Origin of the sequence: Actinoallomurus vinaceus (genome assembly GCF_039542055.1) — a bacterium.
Taxonomy (GTDB): domain Bacteria; phylum Actinomycetota; class Actinomycetes; order Streptosporangiales; family Streptosporangiaceae; genus Actinoallomurus; species Actinoallomurus vinaceus.
This window is the reverse complement of the sequence record NZ_BAABHK010000012.1, coordinates 266,916-285,774: the sequence shown is the minus strand read 5'-3', so window position 1 is coordinate 285,774 and position 18,859 is coordinate 266,916. Positions and strand designations below refer to the sequence as shown.

Below are 18,859 nucleotides of genomic sequence, written 5' to 3'. Positions count from 1 at the left end.
TTTCCTGTTAGTTCGTACTCCGCCGGGCAGGCCGCGTCAAGGGCGCGCCGCCCCGGCCACTCACGGCGGGAGTCCGGCCCGGTCACGCACGATCGGGGGCCCGGGTCGGCTTCCGCCGGCCGGCGCGTCCGGACTATCCCTGGAGTGCCAGGTACTTCACCTCCAGGTACTCCTCGATTCCCTCGAATCCGCCTTCACGCCCAAGACCGGACTGCTTGATCCCGCCGAAGGGTGCGGCGGCGTTGGAGACGAGGCCACGGTTGAGGCCGACCATGCCTGTCTCGAGGGCCTCGCCGACGCGCAGCGCGCGGTCGAGATCACGGGTGTAGGCGAAGGCGACGAGTCCGGCGGACGTGGCGTTGGCCGCCGTGACCATGCTCTCTTCGCCGGGATAGGTGGTGATCGGGGCGACCGGCCCGAAGATCTCCTGGGTGACGAGTGGCGCGTCTTCCGGAACGCCGGTCAGGACGGTGGGCGGGAAGAAGTAACCGGGGCCGGGCAGCGGTCGGCCGCCGACGATCACCTTGGCGCCGCGTCGTTCGGCGTCGGCGACCAGCCCCTCGATCCGGTCCCGGGCGGCCGTGTCGACGAGCGGCCCGACCTGCGAGTCCGGGTCGGTGCCCACGCCGGAGCGCAGCGCCGCCAGCCGGTCGGCCAGCCCCTGGGTGAAGGCGTCGGCGACCGCCTCGTGCACGAGGAAGCGGTTGGCGGCCACACACGACTGTCCGGCATTGCGCATCTTGGCGAGGACCGCGCCGTTCACCGCTTCGTCGACGTCCGCGTCGTCGAAGACGAGGAACGGCGCATTGCCGCCCAGCTCCATGGACGTCCGCAGGACCCCGTCGGCGCTCTGGGCGAGCAGGCGCCGGCCGACCTCGGTCGAGCCTGTGAAGGACAGTTTGCGCAGGCGGCCGTCGCCCAGCAGCGCCGTCGTCACCTCCGCCGGTGACAGCGTCGGCACGACGTTGACCACACCGTCCGGTACGCCGGCCTCGGCGAGCAGTGCTGCCAGCGCGAGGGCGCACAGCGGCGTCTGCTCGGCGGGCTTGACCACCATCGTGCAGCCCGCCGCGAGCGCGGGCCCCACCTTGCGGGTGACCATGGCGAGCGGGAAGTTCCACGGCGTGATGAGGTAGCACGGTCCCACCGGCTGCCGTGCCGTGAGGATGCGGTGATCTCCGGATGGCGCGGTCCGGAAGTCGCCGCCGATCCGGACGGCCTCTTCGGCGAACCATCGCAGGAAGTCGGCGGCGTAGGCGACCTCGGCGCGCGACTCGGCGAGCGGACGCCCGGTCTCCGCGGTCGCCAGCCGGGCCAGAGATTCGGCGTCCCGGCTCATCAGCTCGAACGCGTGCCGCAGGATGTCGGCGCGAATCCGCGGTGCGATCGCCGCCCAGGCCTTCTGGGCGCCGGCGGCCGCGTCCAGGGCCCGGATGGCGTCCTGTCCGGTGGCGTCGGCCACCGAGGCGATGACCCGGCCGGTCGCGGGATCGGTCACCTCGAACGCGGCGCCCGCGGGAGTCCACGCGCCGTTGATGAACAGGTCGCGCGGCACCTCGTCGTCGATGCTCATCACGCCTCAGCTCGCGGCTGCGAGGAGACCACGGATCTCCTCGGCGGTCGGGAAGCGGGGCGTGTTGGCCATGACCTCGTCGTCGAGCGCGTCCTTGGCCAGCAGGTCGAAGTCCTCGTCCCGTACACCGTGGTCGCCGAGCCGGCTGGTGAGCCCGACCCGGGCGCCGAGCGCGCGGACGGCGTCGACGGCCGCGCCGGCGTTCCACTCGGCCGACCGAGCGGTGTCCCCGACGCCGAGCGCGAACGCCGCCTGCGCGGTCCGTTCCAGCCGTGCGGGCAGGTTGAACCGCAGGACGTGCGGCAGCAGCATGGTCAGCGCGACGCCGTGCACGATGTCGAACCTGCCGCCGAGCGGGTGGGCGATGCCGTGGCAGATGCCCAGCCCGGTCGCGGCCATCCCGACCCCGGCCATATGCGCGGCGAGCAGCATCTGGGCGCGGGCCTCCAGGTCGGTGCCGTCGTCGTAGGCGGCGGGAAGGTGGGTGGCGACCATCCGGATCACCTGCAGGGCGATGCCGTCCGACCAGGGATTGGCCCGCAGGGAGCTGAACGACTCGAGGGCGTGGGTGAGCGCGTCCATGCCGGTCGCGGCGGTGGGGCCGGGAGGTAGGCCGACGGTGAGCTCCGGGTCGAGGACGGCCGCGCGTGGGAGTGCGGTGGCGTGCCCGACGTAGAACTTCCGATGGGTCTCGACGTCGGTGATGACGCCGAACGCGTTGGTCTCGGCGCCGGTGCCGGCGGTGGTCGGGACGGCGACGATCGGCAGCGCGGGCGCGGCGAACTCGCTGCGGTAGTCCAGGTCCCGGCCGCGTTGCGGGTTGACGGCGGCGAGGGCGATGCCCTTGGCGGCGTCCATGGCCGAGCCGCCGCCGAGCGCGACGATCGACTCGGCGGCCGTCTCCCGGGCGACGTCGGCGCCGGCGCCGATGTCGTCGGTGGTCGGGTTGGCGTGCACGCCGGCGAAGACGGTCGCCTCCGTCCCGGTGAGCGCGCCGCGCACGGCCTCGAGCACGGGGGTGGCCGCGATGCCGGGGTCCGTCACGATCAGCACGCGGCGGGATCCGGTGAGCTCGCCGAGCATACGCACCGCGCCGGCGCCGAGGTGTGCGGCCGGCATCGGGGTGAGGGTGAGACCGGTCTCGGTCAGCGAAGGCATGATCACGCTCCCTGAGGGGTGAGCCGGAGGGGAGCGCCCGTCAGGTCCTCCCAGAGCTTGACGGGCGCCATCTCGCCGGCGAGGTCGCCGTAGGCGCGCTGGGCGCGCCGGTAGACCTGTTCGACGAGGGCGGACAGTTCGGCGGGCACCTTGACCTCGCGGGCCAGGTCGACCGCCAGGCCGAGATCCTTGCAGGCCAGCGCGAGGGCGAACGACTCGTCGTAGTCGCCGTCCCGCAGTACCGACAGGACGTCGCGGTCGAGGAAGTTGCTGGCTGCGGGGCTGGCGAGCAGGGCGTCGCGCAGGACGGCGAGGTCGACGCCGGCACCGGTTCCGATGGACAGCACCTCGGTGGTGGCGACGAGATGCGCGAACCACAGCAGGTTGATCATCAACTTGACGGTGTAGCCGGCGCCGTGGCCGCCGACGCGCATGACCCGTTCCGGGTCGCCGAGGACGTCGAGGACGGGTCGCGCCCGCTCAACGACCTCCGGGTCGCCGCCGACGAAGATCTGCAGGGTGCCGGCGCGCGCTCCGGCGGCCATGCCCGACACCGGCGCGTCGAGGACGTGCACGCCACGGCCGTCGGCCAGGGCCCGGACCCGGTCGGCGACCTCGGGGACGGAGGTGGACATGTCGATCCACACCGCGCCGGGAGCCAGGGCGTCCAGAAGGCCGCCCGGTCCGAGGAGCACCGCCTCGACGTGCCGGGGCGTGGGCAGCATGGTGATGACGGCGTCGCGGCCGGCGCCGGCCTCGGCGGGACAGGCGGCCCAGGTCGCGCCGAGCCGCTCGTGCTCGGCGGCGGCGTCGCGGCGCACGTCGTACACGGCCACGTCGTATCCGGCCGCGAGGAGGTTACGGCACATGGGCCCGCCCATGTGCCCCAGGCCGATGAATCCCAGTTTCACGAGTCCCCCAGGTGGATCCAGGTGGTCTTGAGGGCGGAGTAGGCGTCCAGCGCGTGCAGGGACTTGTCCCGTCCGCTGCCGGAGTCCTTGAACCCGCCGAACGGCGTGATGACGTCGCTGGCGTCGAAGGTGTTGACCCAGACGGTGCCGGCCCGCAGGGCGCGGGCGACCCGGTGCGCCGTGCCCAGGCGCCTGGTCCAGACGCTCGCGGCCAGCCCGTACCGGGTGTCGTTGGCCAGCCGCACGGCCTCCTCCTCGGAGGTGAAGGCGGTCGCGGTCAGGACCGGACCGAAGATCTCCTCTTGGGCGACACGCGCGTCGTTGCGGACGTCGCGCAGCACGGTGGGGGCGACGAAGTAGCCGCCGGAGTCGGCGCGGACCCGGTCGCCGCCCGTGATCACCTGGCCGCCCTCCTCCCGGCCGAGCGCGACGTAGCCGAGGACGCGGTCGAGCTGCGCCTGGTCGACGATGGCGCCCATCTGTGTGGCGGGGTCGAGCGGATCCCCCGGCTGGATGCCCTCGGCGACCTTGACGACCTCGGCGAGCAGGTCGTCCATGACGCGGGCGTCGGCGAGGAGCCGGGAGCCGGCGTTGCAGGTCTGACCGGCGTTGTAGAAGATCCCCCAGGCCACCGCCGACGCCGCGGCGCTGAGGTCCTCGGCGTCGGCCAGCACGACCTGCGGCGACTTGCCGCCGAGCTCGAGCGAGACCTCCTTGCCTTTCGAGCGCGCCGCGTACTCGAGGAAACGGTGGCCTGTCTCGGTGGACCCGGTGAAGGCGATCTTGTCGACGCCCGGGTGGAGGCCGAGGGCCGCCCCGGCGACGGGCCCGAGGCCGGGGACGACGTTGAGGACGCCGTCCGGCAGGCCGGCCTCGCTCGCCAGCTCGGCCAGCCGGAGGGCGCTGAGGGAGGACTGCTCGGCGGGCTTGAGCACCACCGAGTTGCCCATCGCCAGCGCCGGGGCGATCTTCCACGCCGTGATGATCAGCGGATAGTTCCAGGGGACGACCGCGCCGACCACGCCCAGCGGCTCCCGGGTGATCAGTGCCAGTGCGTCCGGGCCGGTCGGGGCGATCTCGTCGTAGGCCTTGTCGATCGCCTCGGCGTACCACTGAAGGCAGGCGGCCGCGCTCGGGACGTCCACCCGCAGGGACTCGCCGATGGGCTTGCCGACGTCCAGGGTCTCCAGCAGCGCCAGCTCCTCGAGATTCTCCCGGATCAGCGCGCTCAGCCGCAGCAGCACCTCCTTGCGGTGGCGCGGGCTCGCGCCGGCCCAGCGGCCGTCCTCGAACGCCGTGCGAGCGGCCCGTACCGCGCGGTCCACGTCCGTCTCGGTCGCGGCCGAGACCTGGGCGAGTTCGCGGCCGTCGCGCGGGCCGACGGTCGCGAACGTCCCGCCGTCCGCGGCGGGCGTGAACCAGCCGTCGATGAACAGTTCCCGGCGCGGGGTGATCCGCGCGGCGCGGTCGCGCCACTCCTCGTACGTGGTCACGTCACTCCCCCTTCCAGCGGCGTATCGCCGCCGGGTCGATCTCGGCCCCCAGGCCGGGGGCGTCGGGCACGTGGATGTGGCCGTCGGCGTCGACGCCGACCGGCTCGGTGAGGAAGAAGTCCCGGCGCTGTGGCGTCCAGCCGGGCGGGTCGTAGGGGAACTCCACGTACGGGCCGCCGCCCACGCCCGCGGCGACGTGCAGGTTCGCCAGGACGCCGAGGCCGTTGCTCCACGTGTGCGGGGTGAACCAGCGGTGCTTGGCGAAGGCCAGCTCGGCGAGGGTCCGGGCGCGCAGCATGCCGACCGACAGGACGACGTCCGGCTGGTACACGTCGAGGGCGTCCGCCTCCAGCAGGTGGAGCAGCTCGGCCATGGTCCGCACCATTTCGCCGCCGGCGACGCGGATCCCGGTCTGGGCCCGGACGGTCCGCACGCCGTCGATGTCGTACTGCGGCAGCGGCTCCTCCAGCCACAGCACGTCGAGCTCGGCCAGCTCCGCGGCCACGCGACGCACCGATGCCAGGTCGAGGGCGGGTTCGATGTCGCCGGACATCCGCCAGGACTGGTTCAGGTCGACCATCAGGGCGATGTCGTCGCCGACCGCCTCCCGGGTCGCGCGGACGGTGGCGATGCCCTCGGCGAGCCGGTCCCGGGCGACCCGGATCTTCATGGCCCGGAAGCCCGCCTCCTTGGCGGCCAGGGCCGCCTCGGCGCGCTCCGGCGGCGGTTTGAGCTCGCCGAAGGAGGCGTACGCGGGCAGCCGGCCGGTCGCACCGCCGAACAGGCCCGCCACCGGCAGGCCGGCGACCTTGCCGATGATGTCCCAGAGCGCCGCCTCCAGCGGCCAGTACCGCCCCGAGTGGAAGTTGATCGTCTCCAGGGTCTTGACGTGGTTGACGATGGCGAGCGGGTCACGGCCGAGGAACAGGTGCTCGTGGGCCTCGAACCCGTCCATCGTGTCGCCCGAGCCGTACCCGACGACGCCCTCGTCGGTCTCGACGGTGACCAGCGTGGCGTCGAAGGACGTGCGCGGGACCGGGTCCCACGCCGCGTTGAACGGCGGATCCAGCGGCAGCCGCATCCGGTCCAGGCGAATGGCGGTGATCTTCACGCGTCCCCCGGGGGTATGTAGAACGGGTTGGCCGGCGCGTGCCGGGCGTCGAGCGCGTCGGCGACGGACGGCGTGCCGGCCGCGCCCGCGCGCAGCGCCGACCGGGTGGCCTCGCGGTTGTTGGCGTACACGAGATCGGCGTCGGCGGCGGCCGGGTTGACCCAGACCGCGGCGATGAGGACCAGGTCGTCGACCGCGTCCTCGGGGACGGTCCCGTCGGCGACCGCGTCCATGACCCCGGCCGCGACCCCGGCCTGGGCGGCACCCCAGGTCAGGTCGGCGTGCTCCGGCGTCTCGACGGCGGCCTTGTTGACGAACAGGGTCATCGGCTTGGCCGGCAGCCCCGGCCGCAGCACCGCGACGAACGGCACGTGGCCCGTACGGGGGGTGGCCAGGGCGGTGGCCCAGGCGACTCCGGCCGGTCCGGCCCGGTGGCCGAGCACGGTGTTGATGTGGGCGGCCTCGGCACCCTCGCCGATGAAGCTCTCGCCGATCCGCAGGTCGGCGTGCGTCGCTGCCGGGACGGTCACTTCACGAACCCCTGTTCCTTCAGCCAGTCGTGCGCGACGGTCTTCGGCTCGTAGCCCTGCGCGTCGACCTTGGCGTTGAGCTGCCGCATCGTCTCGTCGGTGAGCTTGGCCGCGACCGGGTCGAGGTACTTGCGGATCTGCGGGTACTTCGTGTCGGTGTCCTGGCGGAGGGTCGGCGCGGCGTTGTAGACCGGGAAGAAGCGCCGGTCGTCCTGCAGGACGGTCAGGCCCATGGAGGCGACCCGCCCGTCCGTGGCGAAGACCTCACCGAAGTTGCAGGTCGTCCCCTTCTTCGTCTCGGTGTAGATCACACCGGTGTCGAGCATCTTGACGTTCGACTTCGGGATGGTCATCCCGTACGCCTTGGTCATCCCCGGCCAGCCGTCGTCGCGGGTGGAGAACTCGCTCTCGATGCAGAAGGTCGCCTCGTTCGGCCTGGTCCGGGCGAGGTTCGCCAGGTCGGACAGCTTGGTGACGCCGAGCGCGGCCGCCTTGTCCTTGCGGATCGCGAAGGCGTAGGTGTTGTTGAGCGGCGCCGGGGCGCCCCAGACCACCTTGTTCTTCGCCAGGTCCTCTTTGGCGACGGCGTCGTACTGCTGCCGCGGGTCGGGGACGGGCTTGGTGTGCTTGAGGTAGGTCACCCACCCCGTGCCGGTGTAGTCCCAGTACACGTCGATGTTCTTCGACAGCAGGGCGGTGCGCGTGTTCGTGGAGCCCTTGATGTTGGTCTTGTCGGTCACGGACGCGCCGTGGGCCTTCAGCAGGTCGATGGTGATCTCGCCGAGAATGATCGACTCGGAGAAGTCCTTGGACCCGACCGTCAGGGTCGTGCCCTTGAGCTCTTGGCCGAGACTGCCCTGCGCGACGGTCTGGCTGGACGAGCCGCAGGCCGTGAGCGCGGCGGCGGCCACGACGATCGCCGTACAGGGCAGGAGGGCCCGGCGGGAGAAAGTGGACATGGCGGTACTCCGGAATGAGGAAACGGGGGGAAAGATGAGGTTGGGTTCAGACGCCCTTGGGGCGTAGCGCGTCCTCGGCGACGCCGCCGAGCCAGTCGATGAGCAGGGCGATGCAGGCGGTGAGCACGCTGCCGGTAAGCAGCACCGGCGTGCGGTTCAGCTTGATGCCGTTGACGATGATGTCGCCGAGCCCGCCGGCGTTGACGAACGTCGCCAGCGTGGCCACGCCGACCGCCATCACGAGCGACGTGCGCAGGCCGGCGAGGATCACCGGGATCGCCAGCTTCAGCTCCACCCGGATCAGCACCTGCGCGCGGGTCATGCCCATCCCCCGCGCCGCCTCCACGAGCGACCGGTCGACCTGCTGGACGCCCACCATGGTGTTGCGCAGGACCGGCAGGACGGCGTAGGCGACGAGCCCGATCAGCGCGATCCGGAAGCCGACCCCGAACTTGATCGTGAGCAGGACCAGCAGTCCGATCGCGGGGGTGGCCTGTCCCAGGTTGGCCAGGCCGAGGACGAAAGGGCTCAGCCAGCGCGCCGCGGGCCGGGACAGCAGGACGCCCAGCGGGATCGCGATGACGACGACCAGCAGCACGGCCAGCCCGGTGAGCCGCAGGTGCTCCACGACCCGGGCGATGATGTAGTCCGAGTTCAGCGTGCGCCGCTCGATCGAGTCCAGCCGCTGCCCCGACACCCACAGGTAGAGCGCGGCGAGTACGGCGGCCAGCGCCGCGGGGATGAGGAGGTGGCGCAGCGCGGCTCGCCGGGGCCGTCCGGCGTTCTGCTCCTGCACGGTGGGGACGGCGGTCGCGGTGGCCGGTTCAGCGAGCACCGGACACCGCCTCGTTCCCGGCCGGCCGGCGCACGGCCGCGCAGATCTGCGCGTAGGTCAGCGCCCGGCCGTCGCAGGTCACCTGCTGGGCGCCGTGCGCGACCATGACGTCCAGGACCTCGCGTAGCGTCGCCCCGGTGGCGACCGCGGGTCCGTCCGCGGCGGCCGTGCGCGCTTCGGCGACGAGCTCGCCCGCGGTGATCAACGCGAGCCGCTTGAGCGTGGTGTCCCCGCCGATGAAGCTCGCGACGTAGTCGTCGGCCGGGGCGGCGAGGATACGCGCCGGCGTGTCGTACTGCGCGATCTGGGAGTGCTCCCGGAACACCGCGATCCGGTCGCCGAGCTTCAGCGCCTCCTCGAAGTCGTGCGTCACGAAGATGATCGTCTTGCGCAGCTCCCGCTGCAGCCGGAGGAACTCGTTCTGCAGACGTTCCCGGGTGATCGGGTCCGTCGCGCCGAACGGTTCGTCCATGAGCATGACCGGCGGGTCGGCGGCGAGCGCGCGGGCCACGCCGACGCGCTGCTGCTGGCCGCCCGACAGCTGACGCGGGTGGCGGCGGGCGTACCGCGCCGGGTCCAGGCCGACCAGGTCCAGCAGTTCCTCGACCCGCGCCTTCGTCCTGGCCTTCGGCCAGCCCAGCAGCTTGGGCACGAGGGCCACGTTCTCGGCGATGGTCAGGTGCGGGAACAGCCCGATCTGCTGGATCACGTAGCCGATGCGGCGGCGCAGCTGGTCCGGCGGCATGCGCAGGACGTCCTGCCCGCCGATGCGGACGGACCCGGAGGTCGGCTCGATCAGCCTGTTGATCATTTTCATCGTGGTCGTCTTGCCGCAGCCGGACGGCCCGACGAAGGCCACGAGCTCACCGTCCGGGATGACCATCGTCACGCTGTCGACGGCGGGCGTGTCCTGGCCGGGGTAACGCTTGGTGAGGCCGTCCAGTTCGATATGGGCGCCACCACTGGTGTTGTCAAGCACGGAGCCCCCTCGGGGTGGTGAGCAGGCGTACGACGAGGTAGAAGAGATCGAAGGCGAGGGCCAGGGCGACCACGCCGAGGGTTCCGGCGAGGGCGGCGTTCAGGGAGTTCACCGACCCCAGCCGGGCCAGCCCGTCGAAGATCTGGTTGCCGAGCCCGGGTCCCGCGACGTAGGCCGCGATCGCCGCGATCCCGATGATCATCTGGGTGGACACCCGGATCCCGGTGAGGATGACCGGCCAGGCGAGCGGGAGCTGCACTCGCAGCAGCACCCGCGCGGCGCTCATCCCCATGCCGCGCCCGGCCTCGACCACCGCGGCGTCGACCGACCGCAGCCCGACGACCGTGTTCCGGACGATCGGCAGGAGCGAGTACAGCACCAGTGCGACGAGCGTCGGTCCCCAGCCCAGGCCCAGGAACGGGATCAGCAGACCGAGCAGCGCGAACGACGGGATCGTCAGGAAGCCGCCGGTGGCGCCGATCGCCAGCGCCGCGAGCCTGGGTCTGCGGTAGGTGCAGACGCCGGCTCCGACGCCGATGACGGTCGCGATCATGATCGACAGGGCGACGACCAGGGCGTGCTGGCCCGCCGCCTGACTGAGCTGGTCCCACCGCGTGGACACGTACTCGCTGAAGGTCATGAGGCACTCCGGAAATTCGGCCGGTCTTATTCGGCCTGGTGTGAGTGAACCGTAAAGCGGTGTTCTTCTAGGTGCAATACTCGTTGCGATGGCCGCAACAACGATCTAGGAGCACCTCTTGGCCGACCCGACCTCTCCGGGCTCCCCTCGCCGCTCTGGCACGCCCTCGTCCGCGGGACTCCGGCGTGACCTGGAGATACTCGATGTTCTCGCACGTCCCGAGCACGCCGCGAACGGGCTCGGCGTCAGCCGGATCGCCGAGATCCTGGGGCGCGAGAAGAGTCAGGTCTCCCGCGCGCTGAAGGCCCTGGAGGCCGAAGGCATGGCCGAGCGGGACCTCGACTCGCTCGAATACCGGCTCGGCTGGCGGCTGTACGCGTTCGCGGCGCGCACCACCGAGGCGCGCCTCACCCACCTCGCCGCCCCGTACCTCCGCCGCCTGGTCGCTCGCCTCAACGAGACCACACACCTGTGCGTGCTCCGCGGCTCCGCCGTGCTCACCCTCCTGTCGGTGTCGCCGTCCCACGCGTTCCGCGGCCTGGGGTGGGAGGGTGTCAGCGTCCCGGCCCCGATGACCTCGGCGGGCCGCGTACTCGTCTCCGACTGGGCGCCCGACGCGCTGCGTTCATGGGCGGACGCCTGGCTACGTGAGGCCTCCGCCGCGGCGGCCCCGCACCAGCACATCCGGACCGTCGACGACCTGGTGCGCGAGGTCACCGCGATCCGCCGGCGCGGCTACGCGGCCGTCGACGAGGAGTTCGAGGTGGGACTCGTCGGCGTCTCCGCGCCGGTCCGCGACTTCCGGGGCATGATCGTGGCGGCCATCAACGTCTCCGCGCCCAAGGGCCGCCTGGGACCCCACCTCGGCGAGGCAGGCCGGCGCACGCTGGCGATCGCTCGCGAGCTGTCGGCCGAACTGGGCCACCCGGCCGCCCGGGGCCAGACGCCCGACCAGGCGACGTCGGACGGATAGTCGCGGACGCAGCCTCGAAGGCCGCCGTCCGCACTACGGCACCCGACTTCGAGATCGAGCTCGACGACCTCCGGCCCGCCCGCGCGCCCGGCCGCGGACGTAGAGCCGAAGATTCGTTGACTCATCGGATGTCTCCCGGATAATGCAGTCGAAGGCCTGCAAAGGTTTTCACGCGTGCCGGCCCTTGAGGCCGGCACGCGGGTTCGAACAGCGAGCCGTTCCACTCCCCTGGGTGACACGCACCCCCGGCGTGTCGCTGAAGCGGCACGCCCCGCCCAGACATAGGAGGACTGGATGAAACGGCGGAGGCTTGGAACAGCCCTGTCCGCGGTCGTGACGGCGATGTGCGCGACCGCGGCGACCGCGCAGGCGGCCGGAGGCACCGCAGCCGATCAGCTGCTGTCGCTGAACCGGCCCGTGACGGCGTCCTCGTCCGGCGGCTGCTGCGCGGCCAAGAACGCCGTGGACGGCGACTCGTCGACGCGGTGGGCCAGCGGCTCCGGCGCGGATCCCCAGTGGATCTACGTCGACCTCGGCTCGGTCGCCCACATCAGCCGGGTGCGCCTGCAGTGGGACACCTCGTGCGCGACCGCGTACGAGATCGACACGTCGAACGACCACGCGACCTGGACACGCATCTACTCGACGACCAGCGGCAAGGGAGGCGTCGAGGACCTGACGTCGCTCGACGGCAACGGGCGGTACGTGCGGATGTACGGCACCAAGCGGTGCCGCAGCGACTCCTCCCACGGGTACTCGCTGCAGGAGTACGGCGTCTACGGCACCGTCGGCGGTGACACGACGGCGCCGACCCCGCCGGGCACCCCCGCCCTCGTCGGCGACACGCCGAACAGCGCGACCGTCCGCTGGACCGCCTCCACCGACGACGTCGGGGTGACCGGCTACGACATCTACCACGACGGCCAGCTGTGCGCGAGCGTCGACGGTTCGACGCTGACCGGCACCTGTGGCGGCCTGAATCCCAACTCGACGTACGGCTTCTACGTGAACGCCCGCGACGCGGCCGGCAACGTCTCCCAGCCGAGCGGCACGCTGTCGGTGACGACGCCCCCGTCCGACGACCACACTCCGCCGACCGCGCCGACCGACGTGCACACCACCACGGTGACCGGCACCGGCATCGGGCTGGCCTGGACCGCCTCGACCGACGACGTGGGCGTCGCCGGCTACCGCGTCTACGACGTGACGGACGGTACCCGCACGCGGATCGGCGCGTCGGACGCGGACACCCCGCGCGCGACCCTGGACGGCCTGACGCCGAACACCACCTACCACCTGCAGGTGACGGCCTACGACGGCAACGGGAACGAGAGCGACGGCAGCACGCCGGTCCTCGACGTCACGACCTCCGGCAGCTCTCAGTGCACCCCCGCTCAGGGCGTCTGCGCGGTGACCCAGGTCGGCGCGGACGACGACGTCGTCTGGGGTCTGGTCACCCTGCCCGACGGCACGATCCTGTTCAACGAGCGCGACGCGCACGCCATCGTCCACCTGAACCCCAAGACGGGGGCGAAGAAGACGATCGGCACGGTCCCGAACGTGCAGAGCACCGACGGCGAGGGCGGCCTGACCGGGCTGGAGATCAACCCGGTGAGCTTCTCGTCCGACCACTGGCTGTACATCATGCACACCTCGCCGTCGGACAACCGGATCGTGCGGATCAAGTACGACCCGTCCGCCGACGCGCTGCAGACCGGCACCGAGCAGGTCCTGGTCTCCGGCATCCAGCGCAACAAGTTCCACGACGGCGGCCGCCTGCGCTTCAGCCCCGACGGCAAGTACCTGTTCGCCGGCACCGGCGACGCGCAGAACGGCGACAACGCCCAGAACACCAGCAGCCTCAACGGCAAGGTGCTGCGGATCGACCCGGACGGCTCGATCCCGGCGGACAACCCGTTCCACAACGCCGTGTGGAGCTACGGCCACCGCAACGTACAGGGCCTGGCCTTCGACGCGCAGGGGCGCCTGTGGGAGCAGGAGTTCGGCAACAGCGTCATGGACGAGACCAACCTCATCACGAAGGGCGGGAACTACGGCTGGCCGTCCTGCGAGGGCACGTCCGGCACCTGCGGAACGTCCGGGTTCATCGCGCCCAAGCACACGTATCCGGTGGCCGACGGCTCGTGCAGCGGCATCACGATCATCCGCGGCTTCCTGTACGTGGCGTGCGAGCGCGGCACGCGCCTCTACCGCGAGGAGATCAGCGGGAGCAGCCTGACCAACGTCAAGGAGTACCTGAACGGCGCCCACGGGCGGCTGCGCACCGTCGAGCCGGCACCGGACGGCGGCATGTGGCTGGCCACCTCCAACGGCGGTGACAAGGACAGCACGGCGCACAACAGCGACAACCAGATCTTCCACGTCTCGGTGTCCTGACGGCGCCGCACGTTCGCCGCGGCCGGTGGGCTCGTCCTGTCCGGCCGCGGCGCGTCCGCCCAACCGGCTCGGCGGGCCCGGGGCGGCGGGCGGCCACCTCGGACACTCCAGCCTCGGCAGCCACCGATGGCTCAAACGCCACCGCTGAGACCGGGATCGGCCCGGCATATACATACGTGGAAGTTCGGGTAACCACGCAGGTATTTATCCCACTTCGGTGCCGTCAGACCCGAGGCATTGTTGTAGGTGGAACAGGTACACCACGACCAGCCGGAAGGGGGAGATCCGCAATGTGCCAGCACCTGCCGAAGTGCCCGTCCGCGGACGCTCCCGATCACGACGCGGCCCGCCTCGTCACGTACCACGCTGAGCAGGGATGGGGCCTGCTGTGCAACGGTGTCATCGTCTTCGACGACACCGGCGAGCTGCTGCCGGACGGCCGCAGCGTCCCCATCCACGACGACTTGTTCGAACCCGTGGCCGCATAGGCCGCCCGCTCCGCCGCGAACGCGCGACGGCGGGCCCCCGGCAGGCCCCCCGAGCCGCCGAGTGAGCCCCGTGACGGAGCCACCCGACCCCCGAGGGTCCCCCAAATGGGCGCCGGAGCCGACATGCCCCCAACGTGTCGGCTCCGGCGCCCACTACGTACGCCCGAACCCTCCGTGCGCGGCCGCCGCGCAGCCGGACGAAGATCCACCGGATGCGCCCTAGTGCCGCCAGGGGTCAGTCCGGGTCGTAGGCGAGGTTGGGGCGGAGCCAGCGCTCGACCTCGGCGAGCGGGACACCGCGGCGCCGGGCGTAGTCCTCGGCCTGGTCGCGGCCGATGCGGCCCACGGTGAAGTACCGGGACGCCGGGTGCGCGAACAGCAGGCCGCTGACGCTCGCCGCCGGGGTCATCGCGAACGACTCGGTCAGGCCCATGCCGATCTCATCCGAGCCGAGCAGGTCGAACAGCGTCCGCTTCTCGCTGTGGTCCGGGCTCGCCGGGTAGCCGAGGGCCGGGCGGATGCCGCGGAAGCGTTCGGCGTGCAGGTCCTCGATGGCGGGGTCGGCGTCCGGTTCGAACCACTCGCGTCGTGCCTTCAGGTGCAGGTACTCGGCGAACGCCTCGGCGAGGCGGTCGGCGACGGCCTTGACCATGATGGCCCGGTAGTCGTCGCCCGCCTTCTCGTAGGTCGCGGCGAGCTCCTCGGCGCCGTGGATCGCGACGGCGAAGCCGCCGAGGTGGTCGCCGGTCGGGGCCAGGTAGTCGGCGAGGCAGCGGTTCGGTCGCCCGTCGGGCTTGGCGGTCTGCTGGCGCAGCATCGGGAAGCGTACGCCGTCGTCGAGGACGATGTCGTCGCCCTCGGAGCGGGCGGGCCAGAAGGCGTACCGGCCCTGGGCGCGCAGCGAGCCGTCCGCGATGATCTGGTCGAGCAGCGCGTTGGCGTCGTCGAACAGCTCGCGCGCCACCGGCTGTTCCAGGATCGCCGGGTACTTGCCCTTCAGCTCCCACGCGAGGAACAGGAACTGCCAGTCGATCATCGCGCGGAGTTCGGTCAGCTCCGGTTCGACGGTCCGTACGCCGGTGAAGGCGGGGACGGGCAGGTCGTCGTACGGGACGCGCTCGGGGTTGGCGCGGGCCTGCTCGAGGGTGAGCAGGGGGCTGCGCCGGCGGGTCTCGTGCTCGACGCGCAGGCGGTCCTGCTCGGCGCGGTTGCTCGCGTCCAGTTCCTCGGCCCGGTCGGGGTCGAGCAGGTCGGAGACGACGCCGACGACGCGGGAGGCGTCGAGCACGTGGACGGTCGTGCCGTCGTACGCCGGGGCGATCCGGACCGCGGTGTGCTGGCGCGAGGTGGTGGCGCCGCCGATCAGCAGGGGCATCTTCAGGCCGCGGCGGTCCATCTCGGCGGCGACGGCGACCATCTCGTCGAGGGACGGGGTGATCAGCCCGGACAGTCCGACGGCGTCGGCGCCCTCGGCGACGGCGGTGTCGAGGATGGTGGCGGCGGGGACCATGACGCCGAGGTCGATGACCTCGTAGTTGTTGCAGCCGAGGACGACGCCGACGATGTTCTTGCCGATGTCGTGCACGTCGCCCTTGACGGTGGCGAGCACGACCTTGCCGTTGCCGCGCTCGCCCTCGGAGCGGCCTTCGAGGCGTGCCTGTTCCTTCTCGGCCTCCATGTACGGCTCGAGGTAGGCGACGGCCCGCTTCATCACCCGGGCGCTCTTGACGACCTGCGGCAGGAACATCTTCCCGGAACCGAACAGGTCACCGACGATCTTCATGCCGTCCATGAGCGGACCCTCGATCACGTCGAGGGGCCGCGCGGCCCGCTGCCGGGCCTCCTCGGTGTCGTCCTCGACGAAGTCGACGATGCCGTGCACGAGGGCGTGCGCCAGCCGCTCCCCGACCGGCGCCTCCCGCCAGGACAGGTCGACCGTCCGCTGGGTGCCCTTGCCGTTCACGGTCTCGGCGAAGGCGACGAGCCGGTCGGTGGCGTCGGAACGCCGGTCGAACAGCACGTCCTCGACGAGTTCGAGCAGGTCGGCGGGGATGTCCTGGTAGACGGCGAGCTGGCCGGCGTTGACGATGCCCATGTCCAGCCCGGCGCGTACGGCGTGGAGCAGGAACGCCGAGTGCATCGCCTCCCGTACGACGTCGTTGCCGCGGAAGGAGAACGACAGGTTGGAGATGCCGCCGCTGGTGCGAACGCCGGGACACCGCTCCTTGATCAGCGGGAGCGCGTCGATGAACGCCTTGGCGTAGCCGTTGTGCTCGGCGATGCCGGTGGCGACGGCCAGGACGTTCGGGTCGAAGACGATGTCCTCGGGCGCGAACCCGGCCTCCCGCGTGAGCAGGTCGTACGCGCGGGCGCAGATCTCGACCTTGCGCTCGGTGGTGTCGGCCTGACCCTGCTCGTCGAAGGCCATGACGACGACGCCGGCGCCGTAGTCGCGGATGCGCCGCGCCTGCGCCAGGAACGGCTCCTCGCCCTCCTTGAGGCTGATGGAGTTGACGACGGCCTTGCCCTGCACGCACTTGAGCCCGGCCTCCAGCACGCTCCACCGCGAACTGTCGACCATGATCGGGATGCGGGCGACCTCCGGCTCGGTCGCGATGAGGTTGAGGAACGTCGTCATGGCCTGCTCGCTCTCGAGCAGGTCGGCGTCCATGTTGACGTCGAGGATGTTCGCGCCGCCGCGGACCTGCTCGAGGGCGACGTCGACGGCGCCCTGGTAGTCGTCGGCCTCGATCAGGCGCCGGAACCGCGCGGAGCCCGTGACGTTGGTCCGCTCCCCGATCATGACGAAGCCGGTGTCGGGGGCGATCTCGAACGGCTCCAGGCCGCTGAAGCGGGTGCGCCGCTCCGGGGCCGGGACCGGGCGCGGCGTCAGCCCGGAGACGGCGGCGGCGATGCGCTCGATGTGCTCGGGGCTCGTCCCGCAGCAGCCGCCGACGACGTTGACGGCTCCCGCGTCGGCGAACTCGGCGAGCAGCCGGCCGGTCTCCTCCGGCGTCTGGTCGTAGCCGCCGAACGCGTTGGGCAGGCCCGCGTTGGGATGGCAGGCGGTGTACGTGCCGGCGATCCGGGACAGTTCGGTGACGTGCGGGCGCATCTCCGCGGCGCCGAGCGAGCAGTTCACGCCGACGACGAGCGGCTCGGCGTGCTCGATGGAGTTCCAGAACGCCGCGACCGTCTGGCCGGACAGCGTCCGCCCGCTGAGGTCGACGATCGTCACCGAGATCCACAGCGGCAGGTCCGGGGCGACCTCGCGGGCGGCCGTGATCGCGGCCTTGGCGTTGAGCGTGTCGAAGATCGTCTCGATCAGCAGCAGGTCGACGCCGCCGTCGGCGAGCGCCTGGATCTGCTCGGCGTACGAGTCGCGGACCTGGTCGTAGGTCACGGCCCGGTAGGCGGGGTCCTCCACGCGCGGGGACAGCGACAGCGTGACGTTGAGCGGGCCGACCGAGCCGGCGACGAACCGCCCACCGGCCTCGTCGGCGGCCTGGCGCGCGAGCCGGGCGGCCTGCAGGTTCATCTCCCGCACGTGGTCCTGCAGCCCGTAGTCGGCCTGGCCGATGCTCGTCGCGGTGAAGGTGTTGGTCGTCGTGATGTCGGCGCCGGCGGCGAGGTAGCGCCGGTGCACGTCCAGGATGAGGTCCGGGCGGGTCAGGTTGAGCAGGTCGGGATCGCCGGTGACGTCGCGGGGATGGTCGCCGAACCGGTCACCCCGGTAGTCGGCGGGCGTCAGCCCGGCGCCCTGCAGCATGGTGCCCCAGGCGCCGTCGAGGACCGCGATGCGCCGATCCAGCAGGTCGCGCAGCGCCTGCGTTCGGTCCGCACGCTCCTGGCCGTCGTGGTTCGCTGATGCGGTCACCTGACACCTCCCGTTTACTGGGAGGCGCCCTTGCGAACATCACTGGCGGCCGAGCGTGGCGGGCCTGAGCCCGTTGCAGCGCCTCTCGGCCTATGAGATCGAGGGTATCAAGATCTGGCGGCGTAAAAGATGGACACCGGGTTTCGGGGCGGTGCCCTCTCAGTGACGCACGCCGGCCGGTACGGAGGTGAGGCGGTAGGCGTCGCCGTGGGCGCGCACCCGCCCGGCGGTGGGCGGCGGGAAGTGCGTGCCCAGGACGAGGGTGCCGGTGCCGGCGAGGTAGGCGAGCAGGGATCGGCGGGTGGCCTCGGCCCGTGCGGGGTCGATGTCCACGCAGCTTCCGATGCCCGGGTGCGGCATCTGCACCGGGTGGTGGACGGAGTCGCCGACGATCAACGCCGTCTCCTCGCCGTCGCGTATCTCCACCGCGACGTGCCCGGGAGTATGGCCGGGCGCCGGCACCAGGCGCAGGCCCGGCGCGATGTCCGCGCCCTGCTCCGGGACGTCGCCGAGTTCCAGTAGTCCGGCGTCACGGACCGGGTGCACAGAGTCGTGGAACCGGACGTCGCGGTCGAACGCCTCCGCCCCGAGGCGGCGCCGGAGGACCGCGGATCCCTGCCGGCGGACCTCGCGGGGTGGGCCGAGCAGTTCCTCGAGGAGATGTCCTCCCCTCCGGGCCGCGCCTACATCCGCGACGCCCTGCTCGGTGACCCACTGGCCGGCAACGCCGGCCAGTGCTCGGAGTACGCCGCACAGCAGATCCACGCCATCCTCGCCCGGGCCGCCCAGCGCGGCGAGAACGTTCCCGACGCCGAGACGGTCCTCGACCGGGTCGTGGCGCCGATGATGTACCGCATCCTCTTCCGCCGGTCCGGGCTCACCGCCGAGTACGCGCGCCGGCTCGTGACGGAGACCCTGAGCTGACGCCGCCGACC

At 71.8% G+C, this 18,859-nt stretch carries 16 protein-coding genes and 1 riboswitch; of the genes, 4 read left to right on the top strand and 12 right to left on the bottom strand.

The window, feature by feature from the left end; translation table 11 throughout:
* Positions 1-133 precede the first annotated feature (133 nt).
* From ABEA24_RS35880 to ABEA24_RS35835, 10 genes are read right to left on the bottom strand one after another with little or no spacing between them, the layout of a single operon-like run.
* On the bottom strand, positions 134-1,573 hold the full coding sequence (locus ABEA24_RS35880; RefSeq protein ID WP_345436755.1) for an NAD-dependent succinate-semialdehyde dehydrogenase: 1,440 nt from the start codon (positions 1,571-1,573) through the stop codon (positions 134-136).
* Between the two features lie 6 nt (positions 1,574-1,579).
* Positions 1,580-2,731: an iron-containing alcohol dehydrogenase gene (locus tag ABEA24_RS35875; protein WP_345436753.1), complete on the bottom strand. Its 1,152-nt coding sequence runs from the start codon at positions 2,729-2,731 to the stop codon at positions 1,580-1,582.
* A 2-nt stretch (positions 2,732-2,733) separates the two neighbouring features.
* A complete protein-coding gene (locus tag ABEA24_RS35870) occupies positions 2,734-3,642 on the bottom strand; it encodes an NAD(P)-dependent oxidoreductase (protein ID WP_345436751.1) in 909 nt (302 codons plus the stop codon).
* A complete protein-coding gene (locus ABEA24_RS35865) occupies positions 3,639-5,135 on the bottom strand; it encodes an aldehyde dehydrogenase (RefSeq protein ID WP_345436749.1) in 1,497 nt (498 codons plus the stop codon). The genes ABEA24_RS35870 and ABEA24_RS35865 overlap by 4 nt, the downstream gene beginning before the upstream one ends.
* Position 5,136: 1 nt before the next feature.
* Positions 5,137-6,246 carry a mandelate racemase/muconate lactonizing enzyme family protein gene (locus ABEA24_RS35860; protein WP_345436747.1) on the bottom strand — a complete coding sequence of 370 codons (1,110 nt, stop codon included), beginning with the start codon at positions 6,244-6,246 and terminating at the stop codon, positions 5,137-5,139.
* The gene (fae, locus tag ABEA24_RS35855; protein WP_345436745.1) at positions 6,243-6,776 is read right to left on the bottom strand and encodes a formaldehyde-activating enzyme; all 534 of its coding nucleotides are present in this window, start codon (positions 6,774-6,776) and stop codon (positions 6,243-6,245) included. Before fae ends, ABEA24_RS35860 begins: the two co-directional genes overlap by 4 nt.
* A complete protein-coding gene (locus ABEA24_RS35850; RefSeq protein WP_345436744.1) occupies positions 6,773-7,735 on the bottom strand; it encodes a glycine betaine ABC transporter substrate-binding protein in 963 nt (320 codons plus the stop codon). The genes fae and ABEA24_RS35850 overlap by 4 nt, the downstream gene beginning before the upstream one ends.
* Positions 7,736-7,781: 46 nt before the next feature.
* The gene (locus tag ABEA24_RS35845) at positions 7,782-8,570 is read right to left on the bottom strand and encodes an ABC transporter permease (RefSeq protein WP_345436743.1); all 789 of its coding nucleotides are present in this window, start codon (positions 8,568-8,570) and stop codon (positions 7,782-7,784) included.
* Entirely contained in the window at positions 8,560-9,549 is a 990-nt protein-coding gene (locus ABEA24_RS35840) for an ABC transporter ATP-binding protein (RefSeq protein ID WP_345436742.1), read from the bottom strand. The genes ABEA24_RS35845 and ABEA24_RS35840 overlap by 11 nt, the downstream gene beginning before the upstream one ends.
* Positions 9,542-10,189: an ABC transporter permease gene (locus ABEA24_RS35835; RefSeq protein ID WP_345436741.1), complete on the bottom strand. Its 648-nt coding sequence runs from the start codon at positions 10,187-10,189 to the stop codon at positions 9,542-9,544. The genes ABEA24_RS35840 and ABEA24_RS35835 overlap by 8 nt, the downstream gene beginning before the upstream one ends.
* 118 nt (positions 10,190-10,307) lie before the next feature.
* On the opposite strand from ABEA24_RS35835, the gene ABEA24_RS35830 reads away from it, so the two are divergent.
* From ABEA24_RS35830 to ABEA24_RS35820, 3 genes are all read left to right on the top strand, one after another.
* Positions 10,308-11,162 (top strand): IclR family transcriptional regulator, encoded by an 855-nt coding sequence (locus ABEA24_RS35830; RefSeq protein WP_345436740.1) that lies wholly within the window; start codon positions 10,308-10,310, stop codon positions 11,160-11,162.
* Positions 11,163-11,456: 294 nt separating this feature from the next.
* Positions 11,457-13,559 (top strand): PQQ-dependent sugar dehydrogenase, encoded by a 2,103-nt coding sequence (locus ABEA24_RS35825; protein WP_345436739.1) that lies wholly within the window; start codon positions 11,457-11,459, stop codon positions 13,557-13,559.
* Between the two features lie 290 nt (positions 13,560-13,849).
* Positions 13,850-14,047: a DUF5999 family protein gene (locus tag ABEA24_RS35820; RefSeq protein ID WP_345436737.1), complete on the top strand. Its 198-nt coding sequence runs from the start codon at positions 13,850-13,852 to the stop codon at positions 14,045-14,047.
* 235 nt (positions 14,048-14,282) lie between these two features.
* Here the strand turns inward: ABEA24_RS35820 and metH are convergent, their stop codons facing one another.
* Together metH and ABEA24_RS35810 are read right to left on the bottom strand one after the other, a co-directional pair.
* Positions 14,283-17,924, bottom strand: a complete 3,642-nt coding sequence (gene metH / locus ABEA24_RS35815; protein ID WP_345436735.1) for a methionine synthase — start codon at positions 17,922-17,924, stop codon at positions 14,283-14,285.
* Between the two features lie 15 nt (positions 17,925-17,939).
* A riboswitch (S-adenosyl-L-homocysteine riboswitch) is annotated at positions 17,940-18,017 on the bottom strand.
* Positions 18,018-18,083: 66 nt separating this feature from the next.
* A complete protein-coding gene (locus tag ABEA24_RS35810; RefSeq protein ID WP_345436733.1) occupies positions 18,084-18,470 on the bottom strand; it encodes an MBL fold metallo-hydrolase in 387 nt (128 codons plus the stop codon).
* 6 nt (positions 18,471-18,476) lie between these two features.
* On the opposite strand from ABEA24_RS35810, the gene ABEA24_RS35805 reads away from it, so the two are divergent.
* A complete protein-coding gene (locus ABEA24_RS35805) occupies positions 18,477-18,848 on the top strand; it encodes a TetR-like C-terminal domain-containing protein (protein ID WP_345436731.1) in 372 nt (123 codons plus the stop codon).
* The last annotated feature ends 11 nt before the right edge of the window (positions 18,849-18,859 follow it).

Coding starts and splice junctions, on each gene's coding strand:
- ABEA24_RS35820 (WP_345436737.1), top strand. CDS start 13,850: ATGTGCCAGCACCTGCCGAAGTGCCCGTCCGCGGACGCTCCCGATCAC.
- ABEA24_RS35875 (WP_345436753.1), bottom strand. CDS start 2,731: ATGCCTTCGCTGACCGAGACCGGTCTCACCCTCACCCCGATGCCGGCC.
- ABEA24_RS35835 (WP_345436741.1), bottom strand. CDS start 10,189: ATGACCTTCAGCGAGTACGTGTCCACGCGGTGGGACCAGCTCAGTCAG.
- ABEA24_RS35880 (WP_345436755.1), bottom strand. CDS start 1,573: ATGAGCATCGACGACGAGGTGCCGCGCGACCTGTTCATCAACGGCGCG.
- ABEA24_RS35850 (WP_345436744.1), bottom strand. CDS start 7,735: ATGTCCACTTTCTCCCGCCGGGCCCTCCTGCCCTGTACGGCGATCGTC.
- ABEA24_RS35825 (WP_345436739.1), top strand. CDS start 11,457: ATGAAACGGCGGAGGCTTGGAACAGCCCTGTCCGCGGTCGTGACGGCG.